Raw genomic sequence first — 22,688 nt, forward strand, 5'->3', positions numbered from 1 at the left:
GGCGCGATTCTGCTCGCCGGGGATCGCGGTGACAGGGAATGGCGTGGATATTCGGTCGAGTTGACTGCACCTCTTGGGGCAACATGGACGGGCTGGTGCTCGGACGTGCGTCGAAGGGGAGGATATGACTGCGCCCGGATCACGCGGCGAGGATGGGAATCCGCGCCGCGGTTCGTCCACGCGCAAATCAGCGGTGCTGCTGGCACTGCGCTACTACGGCCGTGAGATCGCCCGGCGGCGGCGGGTCGCCGTACCCGCACTCTTGTTGCCCGCGCTGGGAAATACCGTTCTGTTCTATGTTACACCGCTGATCGTCGCGGAGCTCGCCGCGCGGATCGCCGACGGCGGCACCGTGACCGCATCCGTTGTGCTGCCTTATGTTCTCGGGTTCGGCGGGTTGCTGTTGCTCGCCGAAGGCGTGTGGCGGCTGGGAATTCACTGCTTGAACCGGCTCGACGGCCGCGGGATCGAGAACCTCGCGGTCGAGGGGATGAACGAGCTGCTCGCCAAGGACGCGGCGTTCTTCCATGACAACTTCGCCGGGTCGCTGACCAAGCGGGTGCTGAGTTTCGCCTACCGGTTCGAGGAGTTCGTCGACACGCTGGCGTTCTCCGTCCTGGCGAGCGTGGTGCCGCTGGCCTTCGCGTCGGTCGTGCTGTGGCAGTACCACCCGCTGCTCGTGGTCGTGCTCGTCAGCCTGATCGTGATCACCGGCCTGGGCATAGCGCCGCTCGTCCGCCGCCGTCAGGCGCTTGTGGACGAACGGGAAGCCGCGATCGCCCGGGTGTCCGGCCATGTCGCCGACAGCCTGGCGAACATGGAGACCGTGCGGGCGTTCGCCGCCGAACCCCGCGAGGCGGCCGAGCACAAGTCTCGTGTCGCCGAGCAACGCAGGATCGCAGTCCGGTCATGGGACTACGCCAACCTGCGGATCGACACGCTGGTCGCGCCGATGTCCGTGCTCACCAACGCGCTCGGGCTGTTCCTGGCCGTCAGCCTCAGCGGCGGGCAGCTCGGCGTGGAGGCCATCGTGGTGACGTTCACGTACTTCAGCAACGCCACCCGGATCATGTTCGAGTTCAACCAGATCTACCGCAGGATGGAAAGCTCGCTGACCGAGGCGGCCCAGTTCACCGAGCTCCTGCTCGACCCGCCCACCGTGCTCGACCCGGACTCGCCCGAACCACTGCGCAAGACCACCGCGGACGTCCGGTTCGACCAGGTGACCTTCGCACACGCGGGAGCGCCGCCACTGTTCGACCGGCTGGATCTGACAGTGCCGGGCGGTACCAAGATCGGCCTCGTCGGCCGGTCCGGCGGCGGCAAGAGCACACTCACCCGCCTGCTGCTGCGGCTGATGGACGTCAACGAGGGCCGGATCCTGGTGGGCGGCCAGGACATCGCCAAACTGCGCCAGGCCGACCTGCGCAGCCTGATCGCCTACGTCCCCCAGGACCCGGCCATGTTCCACCGGACGCTGCGCGACAACATCGCGTTCGCCCGGCCGGGCGCCACCGACGCGGAGATCCACCAGGCCGCGCAGGCAGCACACGTCACCGAGTTCGCCGAGGCCCTGCCCGACGGCTTCGACACCATGGTCGGCGAACGAGGCATCAAGCTGTCCGGCGGCCAACGGCAACGTGTCGCGCTCGCCCGCGCCATCCTGCGTGACGCCCCGATCCTGCTGCTCGACGAAGCCACCAGCGCCCTGGACTCCGAAAGTGAAATCCTTGTCCAGCAAGCACTGTGGAAACTCATGGAAGGCCGGACCGCCCTCGTGGTCGCCCACCGGCTGAGCACCGTGGCCCGGATGGACCAGCTGGTGGTGCTCGACCGGGGCCAGATCGTCGAGCAGGGCACACACGAGGAACTGTTGCGGCTGCAGGGCACCTACGCGGGCCTCTGGCACCACCAGTCCGGCGGCTTCCTCGACGAGGACACACCGACGGTCATGACCAGCTAGCGTGGAAGATCGGCACGGCGAGGCTGAGGTAGCCTGCGTTCCCGTGCCGATCGCCTCCTTGCTGCTTGACCGCCTGCACGCAGCGGGACTGACCGACGTCACGGCAGTCGAGCCGGTCGAAGGCGGGGTCGCTGCGCTCGCAGGCGTCGCCGTCCGGCCCAGCGGGCCCTCGCTGTTCGTCAAGTCGTTCGCCGACGTGCCGGCCCGCGTTGATCGACCCGGCGATCTCCTACACATGGGCCGAGGTCGACCTGGCGCACCTGTGGTGCACTCCGCATCCGCCTGAGGCGAACCGGTTCTTCGACGTCTACGCGGAGCTGACCGGCCTGGACGAAGACTGGCGGGCCCGGATGCCGTTGATCCAGCTGCGTCAGCACCTGGCCGTGATCGCCCAGTTCGACCACGACTGGGGCGCGGCGCAGCACGTCCGCGCCACTCTCAGGCCGTTCCGCCGAGCTGGGGCCTAGGCCTGCAGAGAGCGCCAGATCCGATCAGGCAGGACCTTGATCGCCTGTCCGATGTCGATACCGGGTACGCCCGACAGCCATCGGCGGGAGGTCTCTGCCACCGGCCCGATCAGCAGGATCTCGATCAACGGTTCCGGTAGGTCGACGATCTCACCGGACGCGACGTGCGGCCGTAGCCAGCCGGCGACAGCCGCAAGCTGCGGTGCCTTGGTGGCATTGATCTGTGCTGCGTGCGCGGAGACATAGCCAGCGTAGGCCGACGCGTGGATGAACCGGGCTGCCGCTGGGTGCTCCTCCGTGAAACGCAGGTATGTCACCACAAGCGCGCGGACACCTGTGCGCGCGGTACGCGTGCGTTGCAACGCGGCGATGAGCTCGTCGAACAGTTGCGTCATGCATTTGCTGTACAGAGCGGCAGCGAGGCCGTCGAAACTACCGAGGTGGTGGTACAGGCTGCCCAGGCTGACGCCGCTGGCCGCGATGACGGCGTTGACGGTGAAGCCGTCCTGACCGGACTTGGCGAACACGTCCAAGGCTGTGGACAGCAGCCGGTCGACTGTCTCGGTGCCGCGCTGCTGCTTAGGGGACATAGGCCACCGCCTGGTCCCAGACTCGTTGTGCCAGAACAGGATCCTTCGGGCCTTCGGCGAGCGCGTTCTGGTCGAAGTACCGGCCGTTGCCAGTGGTGAACGCGAGCCGGACCACAGGCTTGGCGCCCGACGCCGGTGGCGCCCAGGACCGTTTGACGAACTTCATCAGCAGGCCGAGCAGGCCACCGGTGTCGCCGAGATCCGTCTTGATCACGCCGGGGTGCACGGCGTCGATGGTCACACCGGTGTTCCGCCAGCGCTCGGCGAACACGGGAACGGTCAGCAGGTTGGCCAGTTTCGTGGTGCAGTACGTCCGCATCCGGTGGAAGTCCTCGCCGGTGGGTGTGCGTTGCGGGTCGTAGCGGCCCTTGACGAACAGCCCGGCGCTGACCTGCACGACCCGGGTGGCGCTGTCCCGCAGTCGCGGCTCCAGCAGGTGATTGAGCAGGAACGGCGCCAGATGGTTGACCGCGAACGCCTGCTCCAGCCCGTCGGGCGTACGCACGAGCCTGGTCGGCCAGATCCCCGCGTTGTGCACGAACACGTCGATCTTCGGGCACTGATCGAGGATCTGGTCTGCCGCCGACTGAATGCCCGCGATCGTGGACAGATCAGCGACCACGAGTGAGGCCGGCCCCAATGCCGACACAGCCTGTTCGCCGCGCGCACGGTCCCGCGCGACGACCACCACCTGACACTCTCGTCGCACAAGCTCCTCAGCCACGGCGTATCCGATGCCACGGCTGCCACCGGTGACCACTGCCATCATCCCGGCAGCCTAATCCAGAACTAGAACAAACTTATAGAAAAAAGTTCTAGGAACGCAGGTACGCCAGCACCGCCTGGACCCGGCGGTGACCGCCTCCGTCCCCGGCAGGCAGGCCGAGTTTGCCGAAGACGTTGCCGATGTGCTTGTGCACCGCACCGGCACTGATCACCAGCGCGTCGCCGATCTGGGTGTTGGAGTGGCCCTCGGCCATCAGCGCCAGCACTTCCCGTTCCCGCGCCGTCAGCGTCCGGATCGGGTCGCTTGCCTTGCGGCGCACCAGAAGCTGGGCCACCACGTCGGGGTCCAGCACGGTTCCCCCGGCGGCTACCCGGTTGAGCGAGTCGAGGAAGTCCGCGACCTTGCCAACCCGCTCCTTGAGCAGATAGCCGACTCCTCCCCCGTTCCCGGCCAGCAGATCCTCGGCATAGCTGTCCTCGACGTACGCCGAAAGCACCAGCACAGCCAGGCCGGGATAACGCCTGCGTGCCTCCACCGCGGCGCGCAGGCCTTCGTCGGTGTACGTGGGTGGCATCCGGATGTCGACCACCGCCACATCCGGCTTGTCGGTGTCCAGCGCGGCGAGCAGGTCATCAGGATTGTCGGTGGCCGTGGTCACCTCCAGGCCTTCACTGCGCAGCAACAACGCCATGCCCTCACGCAGCAGGGCGTCGTCCTCGGCGATCACGATCCGCATGGTTTCCTCTCACGCTCCAGCCGGGACAACGGCTCGCACGACAGTCGGCCCGCCTGGCGGGCTAGTCACCGCGGTCTGCCCGTCGAAGGCGGCGATCCGCCGGCGGATGCCGTTCAGCCCGGTGCCGCCGTCCTCGTCGGCTCCCCCGCGGCCGTCGTCGGCGATCTCGATCGTCAGGGCGTCGCCCGACATGGAGATCCGTACCGTGACCTGCGTGGCTCCGCTGTGCTTGGCCACATTGGTCAACGCCTCCGCCACGACGAAGTACGCCGCCGACTCGACCGCGGCGGGCAACCGGCGAACAGAATCGACGGCGACCGTGCACGGAATCGGGCTCCGCGCGGCGAGCGCGTCCACAGCGCCATCGAGCCCACGATCGGCCAGCACCGGCGGATGGATGCTGCGAACCACGTCCCGGAGCTCGGCCAGCGCGTCGGTGGCGGCGTCCTGCGCCTTGACGATCAGCGGGAGCGCGGAATCCGGGTCACGCTTGAGCGAACGCTCCATGATGCCGAGCATCATCACCACGGCAACCAGGCGATTCTGCGTGCCGTCGTGCAGATCGCGCTCGATCCGGCGCAACTCGGCACCATGCGCCTCCAGCGCCGCCGCCCGGGTCGCGGTCAGCTCGGCCATCCGCTGCACGAGAGTCGCTTTCGGCGGCGCGAGCCGTGTGCTCGACCAGCGGACGTCCCACGCCGCCATCACCGGTATCAGCCAACGGCCCAGCAGCAGAAGCGCGACTGCGACCACGGGACTGGCCGCGGCCAGCGACCAAGAGTCCACAACGATCCCGAACGAGGTGCCGACTCCACCTGGGATGGCCCACCAGTAGAGCGGTGCCAACGCGTTCTGCACCACGGCACTGGGAATGCCGACCGCCAGGCCGCCGGTGAGCATCCCGGTCAACGCGTGCAGCAACAGCCACACCACGTCGCGCCTGGTCGCCGGGTCGGACGCCGCTGTCACGACCCGCTGAACGAGCGAACCGCCTAACTCCTCGTAGCGCTCCGGAATGGCCGTGCCGGAGAAGGCCGCCACCCGCCCGCGGTCGTACGCCACAACCCGGCGCATCAACCGCACCGCGTGCGGAAGCAGTGGATACACCACCAGGCTCACCAGGACCACGGACAGCACGATCCAGGACGCGAGCGCCGTGACGAACCCCACCAGCAAGTAGCGCAACGACGGCCACACCGCCACCAGCGCCTGCCTCATGTCCCTCCCCGATGGTAGAGCGCGCTCCACCGTGGATCTGGCAGTGCGCGGGATGTCAGTGACCCCGCCCGGGAACCTACCGTCGCTCCCGACAACGAGCAGGAGCGGGGAATGACAACACCAGTGACGACCAGTCAGGAGTACGCAGTCCAGCTGGACTCCGTGGCCAAGACCTATGGAACGGGCGATGGCGCGGTGACCGCGTTGCGCGGCGTGACGCTCCGGCTGCGGCGAGGCCGGTTCACGGCCGTGATGGGGCCGTCCGGGTCGGGAAAGAGCACGTTCCTGCACTGCGCGGCCGGGCTTGACCGGCCGACCTCCGGCACCGTCCGGCTCGGTGACGTAGACCTCGGCAGGCTCAAGGAGACCGCGCTGACCGAGCTGCGCCGCAGCCGGATCGGCTTCATCTTCCAGGCCTACAACCTCGTGCCGTCGCTGAGTGCCCTGGACAACATCACCCTGCCGCTGCGGTTCGGCGGGCAGCAGGCCGACCGGGCCTGGCTGCACGAGGTGATCGGCCGGGTCGGCCTGGCCCAGCACCTGGACCGCAAGCCGAGTCAGCTGTCGGGCGGCCAGCAGCAACGCGTCGCCATCGCCCGAGCCCTGATCACCCGCCCTGAGGTCGTCTTCGCCGATGAACCCACCGGCGCCCTGGACACACGCACCGGCGCGCAGGTCCTCACGTTGCTGCGTGACCTGGTGGAGAGCATCGGCCAGACCGTCGTGATGGTCACGCACGACCCCGTGGCCGCGTCACACGCGCACAGCGTGATCTTCCTGGCCGACGGCCGTGTGGTCGACGAGGTCGCCCGGCCGACGCCCGACCTCGTGGCCACGCGGATGACGACTTTGGGGGACTGGTGATGTACGGGATGGCCTGGCAGGCGATCAAGGCCCGCAAAGGGGCCTTCGTCGCGCCACTGCTCGCCTTGTTCGGCGGGTCGATCCTGCTCACGGCGTGCGGGATTCTGCTGCAGTCGGGGCTGTTCGGCGGCGTCCCGGTCCAGCGGTACGCCGCGGCGCCGGCCGTGATCAGCGGAAACCAGACGGTCAGCGCGACCGCGGACGGCATGTCCCACAGCGAGAGCCTCGCCGGGCGAGTGCCCGTCGACGCACGCCTGGTCGACGAGGTGACCCGGATTCCCGGCGTCCGCAAGGCGATCGGGGACGTGAACTTTCCCGTGCTCGCGCCGGACGGGCCCACGTCCGGGCACGGCTGGGCCAGCGCGGAACTGGCTCCTTACACGCTGAAAGCGGGGCAGGCGCCTGCCGGGCCGCGCGATGTCGTGCTCACCGGCCGGGCGGGGGTTTCGGTCGGCGACACGATCCCGCTTTCAGTGCGGTCCCAATCCGAGTCGTACCGGGTCGCCGGGATCGCCGACGGGCCACCGGCGGTGTTCTTCTCCGATGACGTCGCGCGTCAACTGTCCGGCGACCCGGGCAAAATCGCCGCGATCGGTGTGTTCGGCGATCCGGACACCGTGCGGAACGCACTCGCCGCCAACCCGGACGTGAGTGTGCTGACCGGCGTGAACCGGTCCGAGGCGGAATCCTCCGACGGCGCGCAGTCCCGGATGATCCTGATGATCGTGACCAGCTCGTTCTCCGGGTTCGTGCTGATGATCGTGATCTTCGTGACGGGCAGCACGCTCGCCCTGGTGCTCAACCAAAGGCGGCGTGAATTCGCCTTGCTGCGCGCGGTCGCCGCGACACCTCGTCAGCTCCGGCGCCTGATCGGCACGGAAACCCTGCTGATTTCCGGGGCCGGTGCTGTGCTGGGTGTCGGGCCGGGCCTGTTCGCCGGGTACGCGCTGCGCGACGCTTTCGCAAGGATCGGCATCATCCCCGCGGAGTTCGAACTCTCCGTCGGTCCCGTACCGATGCTCGCCGCGATCGTGTTGTGTGTGGCGGCGGCACAGATCGCGGCCCGGTCCTCCGCCCGCCGGATGCTTCGGATCAAACCCGTGGAGGCGCTGGGCGAGGCCGCCGTCGAACCTCGCAGGCTCGGTAAAGCGCGCCTGATCTCAGGATTCGTGCTGCTGGCACTTGCGGTCGCCGGCGCTGTCGCCGCTCTGGTCATCCCGGGGCAGCCGGCCATCGCCCCGGCCGGGATGTCGTCACTGCTGGCCGTGATCGGACTGGGCCTGCTCGGGCCGGTCTTCGTGTCGGCCGCGACCCGGCTCATCGGCCGTCCTCTCCTGCGCTCGCCCGGCAGCGCCGGATATCTGGCCGCCCGCAACAGCATGGCCAACTCCCGGCGCCTCGCCGCGGCCGTCACCCCGCTCGTGCTCACGATCGGTTTCGCGGTCACGCAGTTCTACAGCCAGACCACCATGGCCGAAGCCACGCTCTACCAAGCCCGCGCCGCCACCACAGCGGACTACGTCCTCACCGCCCCCAACGGCCTCCCTGCCGACGCAGCCACCGCCGCACGCGCCGTCCCCGGCGTCACCGCCGCCACTCCCCTGGTCGGCAGCGAAGTCGTCGTCCTGGATCCCGACGCGGCCTCCGAACCACTCACCAAGTCACGCGCTCATGGCGTGGATGCCTCCCAATTGAAAGGCACCCTCTCCTTGACCGCGACCACAGGCGACTTTGGCGCGTTGCGCGGAGACACTGTGGCACTCAGCGAAACCACGGCCTCATGGGCGGGAAAGAAGGCCGGCGACCGGATCTCGATGTACCTCGGCGACCGGACGCTGATCAACCCGGCCGTGGTCGCGGTGTTCAAGGACAACCTCGGCTTCGGCGACATCCTGATGCCGCACGAAGTCCTGATCCCGCACACCGTCAACCGGACCGCGGACTCGATCCTGGTCAGCGGCAACACAGACGGCCTGCAGGCACTGCCCTACCCCGGCCTCAAGGTCACCGATCGCCAAGGCCTCGTCGTGGCCCTCGACGACGAACAGCAGGCCAACCTCTGGCTCAACCGCATCCTGCTCGGCGTGATCATGCTCTACGTCGCCCTGTCGGTGGTGAACACCCTCGTCACGGCCACTTTGGACCGCGGCCGTGAACTGTCCCTGCTCCGCCTGGTCGGCGGCACCAGGCGCCAGGTCCTGCGCGTCATGCGCGTCGAATCCTGGATCGTCGTCGGCATCGCGGTCGTGGCCGGATCCGCGATTCCCGTGCTGCCCCTGGCTTTCCTGGGCCTCAACCTGGCCGGCTCGCCGATCCCGGACGGCACTCCCCTGGTCTACATCGGAATCGTCGCCCTGGCCACCGCCATCGGCCTGCTCGCCATCAGACTCCCCGCCCGCCGGATCACCCGCGGCAAAGTCACCGTCCTCACCCGCGAGTAGGGCTTCGTTCCCGGCTGCTTTGAAGGGCGTTTTCGTCACTGTCAGATTTCACTGTGGTCGTAGTCCTAAATGCAGTGGCCCCTGATGCGCATCAGGGGCCACGCAATACTGTTCGGCTATGACGGCGAAGGTGCCGCGATCACTGCGTCGCGTTGTACGTAGACGACATGCCGGGTTTCGGCTGCGCCTCGCGCCCGGCGGTCTCCGTGCGGTACTCGCACCTGTGGTCTGTGTGCTGGCGTTGGTGTTTGCCGCGGCCCTGGCGCAGTTCGGCCTGCTTGTGGCCGTGATGCCGCTTGTCAATCTGTTCTTGAGAGCCTTGCGTGAGGCCTTCAGCTTCGCGTTCCTCGTGTTCGTCAGTGCTCCCTTCGGGGGATTGGTCATCTACGGTGCCGCGCACCTGGCGATCGGTGCGGTGCGGTTCGCGCATGCGTTCCACCGGATTGAGATACGACCGGACCGTGTCGTGGTCGCCGGATGGTTCCGCCGGACTGTGGTGGAGATCGTGGACCTCAGGGAGATCATGCTGCGGGAACACAGAGACTCGGTGGAGGTGGTGCTCCGCGCCGGCGAACGGCTCATCGTGTGTCCCGCCGCACTGGGCAGCCGCCTGCCCAGGACGGATCTATCCGAACTGGCCGCGTGGCTCGGCGAGATCCTGGTGCCTGTAGAGGTACCCGTGAGGCACTGTCGCGCCGCCACCGCGGTCACGAGCGAGCGAGACAGTGGGTAGATCTGCCGCCCCAGCGGGTCCTGGTTGCTCAGTAGGTTGGGGCGATGGTCGCGGGCGCTACCGACACCGGTTCCACCGACATGCCTGTTTTCGGGCCCTATCGGATTCTTGAGCTGCTTGGTCAGGGTGGGATGGGTGTGGTTCACCGCGCCTACGACACTGTTCACGATCGCGTGGTCGCGTTGAAGCGGCTGCCGAGTTCGATCACCGACCGCGAATACCGGGTGCGGTTTCGCCGGGAGGCACGGATCGCGGCCGGGCTCAAGCACCCGAACGTGATTCCGGTGAACGACTTCGGGGAGATCGACGGCGATCTGTACCTCGACATGAAACTCATCGAGGGCACGGACCTGCGGCGCGGTCTGGGTTCCGGGACCTTCGAGGTGGATCGTACGATCCGGATCCTGTCGCAGGTCGCGTTGGCGTTGGACGCCGCGCACGAACGGGGCCTGATCCACCGCGATGTGAAGCCGTCGAACATCCTGATCGGCGACGACGGGCAGACCTATCTGGCCGACTTCGGGATCGCGCGGGAGACATCGCCCGAGGCCACAGCCTTGACGCGGTCCGGGGACCTGATCGGCACCTGGGACTACATGGCGCCCGAGCGGATGTCCGCAGGCGCGGTCGACGGTCGCTCGGACCAGTACTCGCTGGCGTGTGTCCTGTTCGAATGCCTGACAGGGCGGCTCGCGCATCCGGCGTCGGACCCGGCAGCGAAGGTCGCCGCGCACCTGCTGCAGCCTCCGCCCGCGCCTTCGGTGTTCGTGCCGACGATCAGCCGGGAGCTCGACGCGGTTGTCATGCGCGGCATGGCAAAGGAGCCCGCACGCCGATTCGCGACGACGACCGCGATGATGAAGGCGGCGGGAGAAGCCGCCTACGCGGGCGTCACCACACGCGCCGCTCAGTCGACTGAGGACCAGGGCAAAATCGTGCGGGCGATTCTGCGGTCGAGTTCGCCCCGCAAGGGAAGCACGCTCCCGATCCTGCACAACTACCCGCCGACCTGCCCCTACCCCGGGTTGATCGGCTTCGAGCAGTCGGACGCGGACCTGTTCCACGGACGCGATCACGTCGTCACAGAACTGTTGGTACGCCTGGCAGAACAACTCGACGGCGGCGAACCGGTAGTCCTCGTCGGCGCGTCCGGCGCAGGCAAGTCGTCAGTCCTGCACGCCGGTCTGCTGCCGAAACTGGCTGACGACCCGGCATGGCCGCAGGTCGTGATCACGCCGGGCTCGGATCCGATCGGCTTTCTGGCCGCTGCGATCGCGCCGCACACCGGGATGGCCGCCGCGGACATCGCCCAGTCCATCCGCCAGCGCCCCACCAAGTTCGGCGAGATCTGCGCGCGGGCCGGCCGGTCGATCATCGTGGTCGACCAGTTCGAGGAACTGTTCACCCACGGTGTCCCCGAAGCCGACCGGCGGGCGTTCGCCACGGCCCTGGCACACGCCAGACCGGCGTTGGCCCTCCTCGCGGTGCGCGCGGACCTTGTCGACCGATGCATCGAACTCAACCCGTTGATGCCCGCTCTCACCGCACCCGTGCTGCTCGGGTCGATGGACGCGACCGAGCTCAGGCAGGCGATCGTCCAGCCCGCCCGAGACTTCGGCGTCGAGATCGAACCCGGCCTGCCGGAACGTCTGATAGCCGACCTCGGTGTACGCGGCGAGGTGCGCTACGACCCGGGCGCCTTGCCGCGAATGGCACACGCTCTGAGAGAAGCGTGGAACTACCGCGAAGGCTCTGTGCTGACGCTCGCCGCGTACCGCCGTGCCGGCGGAATCGACGGCGCTGTTTCCCGGACCGCCGAGGACATCTTCGCAAGGCTTGATCATGCCGACAGAGAAGCACTTCGCGGGATCCTGTTACGTCTGGTGGCCGTCTCCGACGACGGCACGGTCGCGCGGCGCAGAGTCGATCCGCAGGAGATCAGCGGCTACATCCTGGACAACTTGATCGCCGCGCGGCTCGTCACCGTCGACGCGACAGGCGCGCGACTCAGCCACGAAGCGTTGCTCACCGCGTGGCCCAGACTGCGCGACTGGATCGACGAGGACCGGGCGGGATTGGTGCAGCACCGCAGGTTCATCGACGCGGTCCGGGTCTGGGTCGAGTCCGGACAGCACAGCGACGACCTCTACCGCGGTGTCCGCCTCGCCACCGTGAACTCGTGGCTCGATCGCGGCCGTACCCAGTTGCAGCCCGCCGAACAAGAGTTCCTGGTCAGGTCGAACGCCGCCGAATACGCCGGGCAGATCACCGCGCGCCGCAGAACCCGGCGGCTGCGCACGCTGGTGGCAGCGCTGAGTGTGCTGCTGCTGGTGGCCGCCGGTGCCGTGGTCGTCGCGACCGAGCTGAGACAGGACGCCCAGGACGAACGCAACCGGGCCGACATCGGCAAGCAGATGAACCTGTCACGGCAACTGGCCGCCGAAGCTTCCCTGGCCAGAGGCACCGACCCACGCCGGGCGGCGTTGTCGGCACTGGGTTCCTGGCAGGCGGGCGAAACCGCCGAAGGACGCAGTGCGCTGCTAGGCACGCAGACCGATCACTACAAGGGCCGGATGCAGGGCCATCAGGGTGCCGTCTCGTCCGTGGCGATCAGCGGCGACGGGAAGATCGCGGCCAGTGGCGGGCGTGACGGCTCGCTCCGGCTGTGGGACGTGCCGAATCGCCGGGAGCTGACGGTGCTCGCCGACGGCGACGGCTGGTTCCGCACCGTGTCGATGACCGCGGACGGCCGGTTCCTGCTGGCGGCGAACCCGATCGAAGGCAAGGTGACCCTGTGGAGCGTGCCGGATCGCAAGATCCTGTTCACCGTTCCGGACAAGGGCATCGACGGGCAGATATCCTTCGACGGCAAGACTTTCGTGGCATGGACCGACCGTGGGGTCGCGGTCTGGGACGTGGAGTCGCACGTTGAGCGAGCCCGGTTCCCCGCGGCGAACTCCCTGGCGATGGCGTACAGCCCGGACGGTTCGCTCGTCGCGACGACCAACAAGAACAATGTGGACATACACCGGGTCAGCGACGGTGCCGTCGTCGCAAGCCTTGCCGGGCATACGGATGACGTCCTGGCAATGGCGTTCGACCGCACCGGTACCCAGCTCGCCAGCACGTCCATGGACGGGTCCCTCCGGCTGTGGGACACCTCGAAGTGGACCCAGATCGACGTGATGACCACGGTAGGAGGCGGTCTCGCCACCGTGGCGTTCAGCCCGACCGGAACCGGGATCATGGCCGCGGGCATCGGCACGACGGTCTACGTCTGGGATCGGGCCAGCCGACGGCAGCTACTGGGCTTGGCCACCGGATCGGTCACCACGTTCGGCCTGACCGTCAGCGGTGACGGGCATACGTTCCTGTCCGCCGACTCGGCAGGTGTGATCACGGTGTGGGCGTTCCAGCGCTCCATGCTCGGCACGGGCGACGAGGCCCTGGTGAGTGTCGCGTTTCAGCCCAAGGGAAAGCTCCTCGCGACCGCAGGCGGGCATGGCACGGTGCGGTTGTGGGACGTGACCACCGGTGACATGGTCAAACAACTGCAGGGTGCGGCCGGCAAGTCGTATCACACCGAATTCAGCCCGGACGGGGCGAAGATCGTGGCCGTCGGTGACGACGGTCTGGTCATCGTGTGGAACACGGTGACCGGTGCCGAGGAGGCCCGTTTCTCCCGCCCTGGCACAGAGTTCACCCAAGCCGCGTACAGTCCGGACGGCAAGACGATCGCGGTTGCCGGCAAGACCCCGGCGGACGCCCGCGACAACGTGGACCGCGACGAGGTCATGTTCCTGCAGGCCACCGACCTGTCGGTGGCCAACCGCCGTCCCACGCGCGAGGAGCCGCGCAACGCCGAGGCGAACAAGGTGGACGTCAACTACCCGACCGCGCTCTCGTACAGCCCGGACGGCCGTTCGCTGGCAGTCACGCTCTCAGCAGGCAAGGTCGGGCTGTTGAACCTTGCCGACCCCGGATCGGAGATGACGATTCTGGCCGGGCACGAAGGAATCGCCACCGACGCCGAGTTCAGCCCGGACAGTCAGACACTGGCCACAGCGGGATCGGACCGGCTCGTGCGGCTGTGGCATACCCGGGACGGTTCCCCCGCGGGCGTGATCACCGGCCATGACGCGACTGTGCGCCGGGTGACGTTCAGCCCGGATGGCAAGACTCTCGCGACCGCGAGCCAGGACCGGATCATGCGGCTCTGGGATGTCGCCAGCCACCAGTCCACCGGACGGTTCGAACGTCACGAGGACGATCTCAACGACGTGGCGTTCGACTGGTCGGGCAAGTACATATCCAGCGCCAGCGCGGACGGGACCGTGCGGACGTACATTTTGGACACCAAGGAGGCCGTCCGGCAGGTTTGTGCCGTGCTCGACCGCGACACCCTGGCCGACGAGTGGAAGGCTCTCGGACCCGACCGCGGCGACCAGCCCGTCTGCCCGAGCTGACATGCCCAAAGTCGTCGTCCGTGGGACCGCGATGGCCGCGGTCGAGCTGAACACCGGCGAGTCGCTGCTGTTCGGGCGTGCACCGCACTATGCGCTCAAGCCGGGAGCGATCGGCCTGACGTTGCCGGAGTGCGCATCGCACGTGTCCCGGCTCGTGGCCGAACTGTACGTCGGCGCCGACACTGTGTCGCTGACGTGGCTGGGCGCCGGTGAGGCCCAACTGTCCGGCCTGTTCGACGCGCCCGGGGGCGCCCGGCGGGTGATCATGACCCGGTCGATGACGGCGCTGCTCGACGACGGCGAGAACCAACTGGTCCTCCTGCTGGGCAGGCAGACCCCCACCGGCGGCTTCGCGGACCTCGTGATCGGCATCGAAGTCGACCTCGGCCGCACAGTCCAGCCGGGCGCACCCGACGCGGGCACCGGACCGGTCACGACGGCCGGGCCCGGCCTGGTCAGACACAGCAAGGACTGGTTCGTCGCGCTCGCGTTGACCGAACCGTGGCTCGCCGGCGCGGACGACTATCCGCGTCCGCCGTCCAACCGGGAGATCTTCGAACGGGTACAGCACTGGCACGGCTATGCCTGGAATCTCCACCAGCCGCAACGAGTCGACGACGCGATCAGGGTCATCTCCGCGATCGCGTTCGGCGCGCGTGGCGATCCCTACCTGGCACCGCACGGCGGCAGGCTGCAGAACATCCGTTTCGCGGTCGCCCGGCGCGCGGCCGAGATGCGCCTGGTCACCGCCGCCGATCTGGCCGAGGTCCACCGCGCGGCACGAAACCGGAAACTTCCGCCGCCCTGACCCTCGCCACGGCTGCCCGGCCATCCTTACCCTCTGCTCAATCACGTTGAGCCGAAAGGAAAGTACGATGATCCAGCATCAGGACTCCGAGCCCCGGGCCCGCAAAGGCGTCGGTACGATCATCCTGCTGGTGCTGCTCAGCCTCGCCAACACACTCGTGCTCGTGGTCAGCATCATGGCGTGGGCCGAGGAAGCCGACCTTGGGCGCGACTTCGACGACCGCGTGCTACAGGCTGTGGCGCTCAGTACGATCCTCAGTGCCGTCGCCGTGATCGGCCTTGTCGGTGCGTGGCTCACCCGCAAGTGGGGACCACGGACTTATGTCGGTGTCGCGGGCCTGAGTCTGGTGCTCGGTCTTGTCCTCTCCGGCGGTAGCGTCGCTCCGGTGAATCTTATCGGTATCGTTATCGCCGTGGTGCTGTGGCTGATCGCCGAGACCAACTGGTAGCAAAGGGATCCCGTACGGCGGAGTGTCCATAGTGGCCATTGCTGTGGACACCACGCGCCTCCTGCGGACCAGCAGCAGCACACCCAGCCCGCCTGCGACGACCACCACACCGGCACAGACCATCGCGAAAAGCAGGACAAGGGTGGTGCCCGAACTCGGCGTGCCGCCCTTGTCCGCAGCCCGTTTGCGGAACTCCCCCGCCTGCACATGGGTCGGCGAGCCCTTGACGACCGCGTCAAAATAGTCGACTGCGGCGTTGAAGTCACCGGCGAAGTACCGGTCCAGCCCAGTCCGGAAGTTGCGGTCATTGGGCCCCAGGCCCACCGTGATGCCCTTGCCGCGCAGCAACTCCGCCAGTGTCGCCGCCGAGCTGGCGAAGTTGAACGACTGGGTCTCCCCTGGCGTCTTCTGGCTGATCAGACCGACCACACGGCCCTGGTTGTCGATCACCGGCCCGCCGCTCATGCCGTTCGTGGCCGCGGCGCTGAACTCGTAGAACGGCCGCTTCTCCTGGGTGCGGTGCGCCGAGATCTGGCCGTTCTTGTTGCTGGGCTCCAGATTCGCGTCCGGCACCGACCCCGGATAGCCGATCGCCAGGATCGGGGTCCCGACCGGCGCCGGATCGGCCCTGAGTTCGACCGACGGCAGCCTGTTGACCGGCACCTTGAGCACGGCGACGTCGCCGTCGTCCGGCGCGACGAGGTCGGTCACGGTCGCCGTCATGACCTCGCGCTTCAGTTTGTCGCCGTCCGGCACCATCCGTTCGACCCGGATCTGGCGGTCCACCGGCCGGTCCGGCGATGCTCCCTCAGCCAGTGCGTTCTGTGCCAGCGCCTGCTTGGCCTTGACCGGGTCCGCGATCCGGCCCACTTTGCCGAGATCCGCGATGGCCGCTTCCAACAGTGCGCCACCGCCGCCGTGAACGCCGGTGTGGACACAGTGGCTGGCCGTCGCGATATACCCGGCCGGGTCGATCACGGCCCCACTACAGCTGGTCTTGACCTCATATCCGGCGGTTCCGCCGAAGACCTCACCGGTCTGCTTGTCACGCACCCAGCCGCGCCAGGTCACCTGGATGAAAACAATCGCCGGGCGGGCCACCGCGGCGGCCAGCTCTTCCGGACTCGACGGCTGCGCGGCCGCGGGCACCGGAAACGTCACGAATGGCACAATCGCCAGGACACACAGAACTTTTCTCATTGCCCGTACACACCTGGCCCGCTTGTCCGGACCCACACCGAGCTGTATCCGTTGGCACCCGCTTCGGCGAACTGCGTCGAATTGCAGGTGTACGGGTCCACTTCGTTGAGGTTCGGCTTCACCTCGAACGGCTGGGTCGAGCGGAGCCCTCGATGGTCGTAGTAGGAAAACGTGATCGTGGCGCTGGTGTGCCCGATGTAGGTGACGGCGCTGTCGGACGCACTCCACTTGAACTCCATCGTTCCGTTGGAGACGATCCGCAGCGTCCGGCCGGCGAAACTACTGGTGAGGGTGAAGCTGTCGTGCCGTTCCATGCCGGTGCCGTCCGCCCGGAACTCCAGCACCCTGCCATTGCCCGAGAATCGCATCGGCTCCTGGTCGGTATAGAACTTGACGGTCGTGAACTCGCCCACCGAGCGCCAGCTGCCGATCATGCACATCGGCAGCGCCGCCGGCCGGTTGGCCGCTGCCTTCGGCGTGGCTGTCGTCTCACCGGCAACCGGGATCACCTCGTCGGAACAACACGATTCCGGAATGTCGGCAGAAATCCCCACAGCGGTCAGCGTGACAGCTGCTACAAGCGCGCAACCGGCAACGGAGAACAACGCCACGACGGCAGATCTTCCTGTGAATAAAGGAGAATCACTCACCCTCCCATGTTATTGCCCAGCCCGCGCACAACAGAACCCGCCAGGCCGGAAGTTTCCGTTTTCTCCGCCGGACGGCGAACCCCGGGCACGGACTGTGTTCGCCGTGCGCACTACGCCAGGGCAGAATCGAGTGAGTGCGGATCGGGATGCTGGGCCCCTTGGAGGTCCGTGACCACAGCGGCGCGGAAGCGGCCGTACCCGGGATCCGCCTGCGGACATTGCTGATCATCCTGGCGCTGCGACCAGGACGAGTGGTGCCGACGGGCAGCCTGATCGACGGAATCTGGCCGCAGCGGCCACCTGCTCAGGCCCAGAACGCCTTGCAGGCACTGGTGTCCAGGCTCCGGCGCACAGTGCCCGGCCTGGTGATCGAATCCCACCCGAGCGGCTACCGCCTGGTCATCGACGCGGACTCGGTCGACGTGAGCAGGTTCGAACGGCTGGTCGCCCAAGCCCGGTCCGCGTCCACCGAGGACGCCGCACGAATCCTCCGCGAGGCACTCGGCCTGTGGCGAGGCCCTGCCCTGCAGGATGTGACAGACTCCTTCGCCGCATCAGCAGCAGGATTGCACGAACTCCGCCTGACCGCGATCGAGGAACGCGTCGCCGCCGACCTCCGCCTGGGCCGGGCAGGCGAACTGGTGACGGAGCTGACGTCGTTGGTCGCTGAACATCCGCTTCGGGAGCGGATGGTCGCCGCGCTCATGCGCGCGTTGACGGCAACGGGCCGCTCAGCCGAAGCCCTCACGGCGTACGAACGCGCCCGCGAGACGTTGGCCGACGCCCTGGGCAGCGACCCTTCACCCGAACTTTCCGCGCTGCACACAGCGATATTGCGCGGTGAAACCAACGCACCGACTGGCCGCACGAATCTCCGTGCCGGCCTGACGAGCTTCATCGGCCGGGAAGCCGACGTCGCCCAAGTCGCCAAGCTGGTCAACGAATACCGCCTCACGACAATCACCGGCCCAGGCGGCTCCGGCAAGACCCGTCTCGCCGGCGAAACCGCCCGAACCATGCTCGACGACCAGCCCGACGGTGTCTGGCTGATCGAACTCGCGCCTGTCACCGCTGACGTACCGCGCGCCGTACTGGCCGCGCTCGAAATCCAGGAATCCAGCGCCGAACCGGCCGATCAGCTGGTCGCGGCCTTGCAGACCCGGCGGGCCTTGCTGGTACTGGACAACTGTGAGCACGTGATCGGCACGGTCGCGGCGCTGGCCGACCGCCTGCTCGGTGCCTGTGCGCACCTGCGGATCCTGGCCACCAGCCGTGAGCCGCTGAACATCATCGGCGAGGCGTTGTGGCAGGTGGAGCCGCTCGGTCTGGCCGAGGAAGGCGCTGATGTCGCCGAAGTGGTGTCATCTCCCGCCGTGCGGCTGTTCGTCGATCGTGCGAATGCCGCCCGCCGTGGATTCGTCATCGACATGCCCGCTGTCGGTCAGATCTGCCGTGCGCTGGACGGCATGCCGTTGGCCATCGAACTGGCCGCGGCCCGGATGCGATCGATGACCGCCCAGCAGCTGGCCGGCCGGTTGGACGACCGGTTCCGTCTGCTCACGGGCGGCAACCGGACCGCGCTCCCGCGCCATCAGACGTTGCGGGCGGTGATCGACTGGAGCTGGGACCTGCTCACCGACGAGGAACGCACAGTCCTGCGGCGGCTCGCGGTCTTCTCGCGTGGCGCGACGGTCGCGGCGGCCGAGCATGTCTGCCGCGGCAACGCATTGGAGGTCCTCGACGCGTTGGTGGACAAGTCCTTGCTGGTGGCGGTCGGCGAAGGCACCCTGCGGTACGGCATGCTCGAGACGATCAAGGAATACAGCCTGCTCAAACTCACCGAGGCAGGCGAGCTTGAGCAGACGCGCCAGGCGCACTCGGCGTATTTCGCAGATTTGGCGGAGACCGCGGATCAGCACCTGCGTGGCGCCGACCAGCTGGTCTGGCTTGACGTACTCACCGCCGACCACGACAACATCGACTCCGCGGTACGTAACGCCATTCACGTCGGCGATGCCGCCACCGCCACACGGCTCGTCGCGGGTGCTGGCTGGTACTGGTTGCTCAGATGGTGGTTACGTGGCCACAAAGCGACCGGCGCCAGGATGGCAGCCGCTGCCCTCGCGCTGCCGGGACCGGCAGATGACGTCATCCGCGCGAAGGCCTGTGTGGTATCGGCTTTGTTCAATCAGTCCGGCAATGGTGACGAGAGATTGGCCAGGGAGTGGATGGTCACCGCCCGCCGGCTCGCCGCACAGCACAAGCAGCGCAGCCCGCTGCTTCGCCTGATCGACCCGATACTGGGAGACCAAAACGCATATCCGTTCGACGACGAGGACACATGGGTGCGAGCGATGGCGCACATGACTCACGCCACCATGCTCCTGTCCACGGGCCGGTCGCATGCGAAGGCGGAGGCCGATTTCGTCGCGGCGCTGGCGGCCTTCCGTACGACCGGCGACCGGTGGGGCATCACGCACACCCTGATCAGCCTGTCGGACCTGGCCGCCTGGCGGGGCGCTTTTCCCGATGCCATCAGGCACCGTGAAGAGTCCATGGCCATCATCGCGGAGTTCATGTCCAGCACCGACGTGTGGAAACCGCGGCTTCGGCTCGTGCAGTTGCACTGGCTGCTCGGCGAGCATGAGCGCGTCGCCGCCGTTGTGGCCGCCGCCGAAGGCGAAGCCGCGAAGATCGGCCTGCCGGACGCTCTCGCGGCGATCGCCTACGCCAAGGCCGAGCTCGCTCGCTGGTCCGGTGACCGCGCAGGCGCGCGTATCCAGCTGGCCCATGTCGACGCCCTGACCGAGGACGTCAGTTTGAACTGGCAGTTCCGCGCGATGCAGCGGGACTCGCTGGGCTATCTGGACACTGGCGACGGCGGTCTCGATTCCGCCCGTGCGCACCGCATCGAGGCGTTGTCGTGGGCGTTGCGCTCGATGAACGTGTTCTGCGTCGGCCAGATCCTCCTGGGTATCGCCGAGCAGGCCCTGCACCAGAACCAGCCCGACGAAGCCGCTCGGCTGCTTGCCGCCGCCGACGCGATCCGGGGCACTGTGGACAAATCGCTGCCCGACCTCGTGCGAGTCGAGGCCGCCACTCGTGCAGCCCTCACCGATGCGCAATTCGCCGACGCGGCAAAGCACGGCCGCACGGCGACGATCCAGACCATCGAGGAGTTCACGGCTGCGGTTCTCAAGCCCTGATTCCCGTATCAGCGATATGTCAGCGCAGCCCGCAACAATCGCCGCATGGATGTGAAAGCCTACGAAACCGCCGAGCGGTTGCTGCGCCACAACCGTGGCGAGCTCGTTTTCGGCGGCAAGATCAAACCGCAGTGGATCGACGGCGGCGCCCGGTTCTGGTACTCGGTCGACACCGCCGCCGGACGGCAGTTCATGGTCGTCGACCCGCACGCGGGCGAACGAAAACCCGTGTCGGATCCTGCACAGCTGATGGCGGTACCGGTGACGCGTAATCCCCTCGAAGTACCGTCACCCGACGGCAAGTACGTTGTATTCCGCCAGGGCTGCGATATATGGGTTCGCTCAGTAAATGACGACAAACAATGGGCGCTGACCAACGACGGCGACGAGGACCACGACTACGGCGCAAGCCCCGACTACTTCATGTACTCCAGACTTTTTCAGAGGCTTGGCATGCCGTCCGCGCCGCCCGCGGTGGCCTGGTCACCGGACTCGGCCCGGGTGCTGACCCACCGGACTGTGCAGGAAGGGCTACGCAAGTCGCACTTCATCGAATCCTTGCCCGCCGACGGCGGCCCGCCGCAACTGCACGAGATGCGTGTGGCGCTGGCCGGTGACCAGCAGATGCAGATGGCCGAACTGGTCGTGCTCGATGTCCTGGCGGGCAAGGCAATCCGGGTGAACACCGAGCCATTGCCGATGCCGATCATGTCGCCGATCATGATGCGGTCGGTGTGGTGGTCCGACGACGGCACCGCGGCCTACTTCCTGAGCCAGTCCGACGACATGCGCACGCTCCGGCTCAACCGGCTCGATCCGGAGACCGGCGAAGTCCAGGTGGTGCTGACCGAAACCGGGCCGACCCGCGTCGAGCCGTCACAGCAGCCGTTGCTGGGCCCGATCATCAAGATCCACGGCGACGACGTGCTGTGGTACTCCCAACGTGACGGCTGGGGACACCTCTACCGGTATGACGTACGCACCGGTGACCTGCTCGGCCAGATCACCTCGGGTGAGTGGGTCGTGCAGCAGATCCTGCGCGTTGACAACGGGTTCGTGTACTTCGTCGCCGCCGGGCTCGTCCCGGCAGATCCGTACCGCAGGTCAGTCTGCCGTATCGGCCTGGACGGCACCGGATTCACGCGGCTGACCGCAGACGACCTCGATCACGCGGTAGCCTTGTCCCCCAACGGCTCATACTTCGTGGATACGTCGTCTACTGTGGACTCAGCGCCGGTGACCGTGGTACGCGACTGGGACGGGCAGGTCCTTGTCGAGGTCGAGAAGGCTGATATCAGCAGGCTCGAGGCGACCGGCTGGACCCCGCCGGAACGGTTCTGTGTCAAGGCCGCCGACGGGCAGACCGACATCTACGGCGTGCTGTACCGGCCACACGGCTTCGATCCCAGCCGTCGTTACCCGGTCCTTGATCACACGTATCCGCTCCCGGCCATTACCCGTGTCAGCCCCGGTTTCGACCAAGGCTGGCACGGCAATGACGCGGAGGTCGTAGCCGCACTTGGGTTCGTGGTGATCGCCGTGGACGGCCGCGGCACCCCTGGCCGGAACAAACAATTCCACGATTTCTCGTACGGGCAACCAGCCGCAGGCCTGGCCGACCACGTCGCCGCGATCCAGCAGCTGGCTGCCAACCGGCCGTGGATGGACACCGACCGGGCCGGGATCTTCGGCACGTCGGCAGGCGGTTACGGCACCGTCCGGGCGATGCTCGACTTCCCGTCGGTGTTCAAGGTCGGCGTGTCCGAGTCAGGCATGCACGACTGGCGGTTCAGCGATCCAGGCCTGGCCACCGCGTATCACGGCCCGTTCGACGAGCAGGCGTACGCCATGTCGTCCAATGTGGATGACGCGGAACGGCTGGAAGGCAAGCTACTGCTCATGCACGGCGGCGTGGATCAGCAGGTGTCGCCGGAGCTGACGCTGCGCCTGGCCGAGCGGCTGATCGCTGCCGGCAAGGACTTCGACCTGGTCATCATGCCGGGCGCCGACCACATCTACCTCGGCTACGAGCATTACGCCAACCGCCGCAAGTGGGATTTCCTGGTCCGTCACCTGCATGGCTCCCAACCGCCGGAGGGGTACCGCCTCACCCCGGTCCGGCTGGACGCGGAGTTCCTCGCTGAGCTGTTCGGGTGATTTGTTCACCTGCT

General features: G+C 67.5%; 18 protein-coding genes, 1 tRNA gene and 1 pseudogene. 11 read left to right on the forward strand and 9 right to left on the reverse strand.

Features of this window, described 5'->3' with window-relative positions; genetic code table 11:
* Positions 1-124: 124 nt before the first annotated feature.
* Complete coding sequence (locus JOF56_RS40055; protein WP_209644703.1) at positions 125-1,963, forward strand: ABC transporter ATP-binding protein; 1,839 nt, start codon at positions 125-127, stop codon at positions 1,961-1,963.
* Between the two features lie 209 nt (positions 1,964-2,172).
* Positions 2,173-2,430 carry a fructosamine kinase family protein gene (locus tag JOF56_RS40060; protein WP_209644705.1) on the forward strand — a complete coding sequence of 86 codons (258 nt, stop codon included), beginning with the start codon at positions 2,173-2,175 and terminating at the stop codon, positions 2,428-2,430.
* Here JOF56_RS40060 and JOF56_RS40065 read toward each other — a convergent pair.
* The 4 genes from JOF56_RS40065 to JOF56_RS40080 are packed head-to-tail and all read right to left on the reverse strand — an operon-like array spanning position 2,427 to position 5,701.
* Positions 2,427-3,020: a TetR/AcrR family transcriptional regulator gene (locus tag JOF56_RS40065; protein WP_209644706.1), complete on the reverse strand. Its 594-nt coding sequence runs from the start codon at positions 3,018-3,020 to the stop codon at positions 2,427-2,429. The two genes, JOF56_RS40060 and JOF56_RS40065, sit on opposite strands and share 4 nt — an antisense overlap.
* The gene (locus tag JOF56_RS40070; protein WP_209644708.1) at positions 3,010-3,789 is read right to left on the reverse strand and encodes an SDR family NAD(P)-dependent oxidoreductase; all 780 of its coding nucleotides are present in this window, start codon (positions 3,787-3,789) and stop codon (positions 3,010-3,012) included. Before JOF56_RS40070 ends, JOF56_RS40065 begins: the two co-directional genes overlap by 11 nt.
* A gap of 46 nt (positions 3,790-3,835) precedes the next feature.
* Complete coding sequence (locus JOF56_RS40075; RefSeq protein WP_209644710.1) at positions 3,836-4,483, reverse strand: response regulator transcription factor; 648 nt, start codon at positions 4,481-4,483, stop codon at positions 3,836-3,838.
* 9 nt (positions 4,484-4,492) lie between these two features.
* The gene (locus tag JOF56_RS40080; RefSeq protein WP_209644712.1) at positions 4,493-5,701 is read right to left on the reverse strand and encodes a sensor histidine kinase; all 1,209 of its coding nucleotides are present in this window, start codon (positions 5,699-5,701) and stop codon (positions 4,493-4,495) included.
* Positions 5,702-5,812: 111 nt separating this feature from the next.
* Between JOF56_RS40080 and JOF56_RS40085 the strand changes: the two genes are divergently transcribed.
* From JOF56_RS40085 to JOF56_RS40105, 5 genes are all read left to right on the forward strand, one after another.
* Positions 5,813-6,565: an ABC transporter ATP-binding protein gene (locus JOF56_RS40085; protein WP_209644714.1), complete on the forward strand. Its 753-nt coding sequence runs from the start codon at positions 5,813-5,815 to the stop codon at positions 6,563-6,565.
* Entirely contained in the window at positions 6,565-9,006 is a 2,442-nt protein-coding gene (locus JOF56_RS40090) for an ABC transporter permease (protein WP_209644715.1), read from the forward strand. Before JOF56_RS40085 ends, JOF56_RS40090 begins: the two co-directional genes overlap by 1 nt.
* 118 nt (positions 9,007-9,124) lie before the next feature.
* Positions 9,125-9,739: a hypothetical protein gene (locus JOF56_RS40095; RefSeq protein WP_209644717.1), complete on the forward strand. Its 615-nt coding sequence runs from the start codon at positions 9,125-9,127 to the stop codon at positions 9,737-9,739.
* A gap of 44 nt (positions 9,740-9,783) precedes the next feature.
* A complete protein-coding gene (locus JOF56_RS40100) occupies positions 9,784-14,205 on the forward strand; it encodes an nSTAND1 domain-containing NTPase (protein ID WP_209644719.1) in 4,422 nt (1,473 codons plus the stop codon).
* Between the two features lies 1 nt (position 14,206).
* The gene (locus JOF56_RS40105) at positions 14,207-15,013 is read left to right on the forward strand and encodes a hypothetical protein (RefSeq protein ID WP_245378569.1); all 807 of its coding nucleotides are present in this window, start codon (positions 14,207-14,209) and stop codon (positions 15,011-15,013) included.
* Between the two features lie 226 nt (positions 15,014-15,239).
* Here JOF56_RS40105 and JOF56_RS40110 read toward each other — a convergent pair whose 3' ends face one another.
* Positions 15,240-16,661 (reverse strand): S1 family peptidase, encoded by a 1,422-nt coding sequence (locus tag JOF56_RS40110; RefSeq protein WP_209644720.1) that lies wholly within the window; start codon positions 16,659-16,661, stop codon positions 15,240-15,242.
* Entirely contained in the window at positions 16,658-17,215 is a 558-nt protein-coding gene (locus tag JOF56_RS40115; RefSeq protein WP_209644722.1) for a hypothetical protein, read from the reverse strand. Before JOF56_RS40115 ends, JOF56_RS40110 begins: the two co-directional genes overlap by 4 nt.
* A gap of 242 nt (positions 17,216-17,457) precedes the next feature.
* Here JOF56_RS40115 and JOF56_RS60860 point away from each other — a divergent pair.
* Positions 17,458-18,087, forward strand: a pseudogene (locus JOF56_RS60860) (AfsR/SARP family transcriptional regulator); the annotation flags it as partial.
* Positions 18,088-18,111: 24 nt separating this feature from the next.
* Here JOF56_RS60860 and JOF56_RS40125 read toward each other — a convergent pair.
* The 3 genes from JOF56_RS40125 to JOF56_RS40135 form a co-directional block, all read right to left on the reverse strand.
* Positions 18,112-18,561 (reverse strand): hypothetical protein, encoded by a 450-nt coding sequence (locus JOF56_RS40125; protein WP_209644723.1) that lies wholly within the window; start codon positions 18,559-18,561, stop codon positions 18,112-18,114.
* Positions 18,562-18,672: 111 nt separating this feature from the next.
* On the reverse strand, positions 18,673-19,317 hold the full coding sequence (locus tag JOF56_RS40130; protein ID WP_209644725.1) for a hypothetical protein: 645 nt from the start codon (positions 19,315-19,317) through the stop codon (positions 18,673-18,675).
* 69 nt (positions 19,318-19,386) lie between these two features.
* Positions 19,387-20,103, reverse strand: coding sequence for a hypothetical protein (locus JOF56_RS40135; RefSeq protein ID WP_209644726.1), 717 nt, complete (start codon positions 20,101-20,103; stop codon positions 19,387-19,389).
* Between JOF56_RS40135 and JOF56_RS40140 the strand changes: the two genes are divergently transcribed.
* The 3 genes from JOF56_RS40140 (at position 20,081) to JOF56_RS40150 (ending at position 22,674) form a co-directional block, all read left to right on the forward strand.
* Positions 20,081-20,216, forward strand: a tRNA-OTHER gene (locus JOF56_RS40140). The two genes, JOF56_RS40135 and JOF56_RS40140, sit on opposite strands and share 23 nt — an antisense overlap.
* 34 nt (positions 20,217-20,250) lie before the next feature.
* A complete protein-coding gene (locus JOF56_RS40145) occupies positions 20,251-20,517 on the forward strand; it encodes a hypothetical protein (protein ID WP_209649136.1) in 267 nt (88 codons plus the stop codon).
* A gap of 45 nt (positions 20,518-20,562) precedes the next feature.
* Positions 20,563-22,674, forward strand: a complete 2,112-nt coding sequence (locus JOF56_RS40150) for a S9 family peptidase (protein ID WP_209644728.1) — start codon at positions 20,563-20,565, stop codon at positions 22,672-22,674.
* Positions 22,675-22,688: the final 14 nt, after the last annotated feature.

It is taken from the genome of Kibdelosporangium banguiense, assembly GCF_017876405.1.
Taxonomy (GTDB): domain Bacteria; phylum Actinomycetota; class Actinomycetes; order Mycobacteriales; family Pseudonocardiaceae; genus Kibdelosporangium; species Kibdelosporangium banguiense.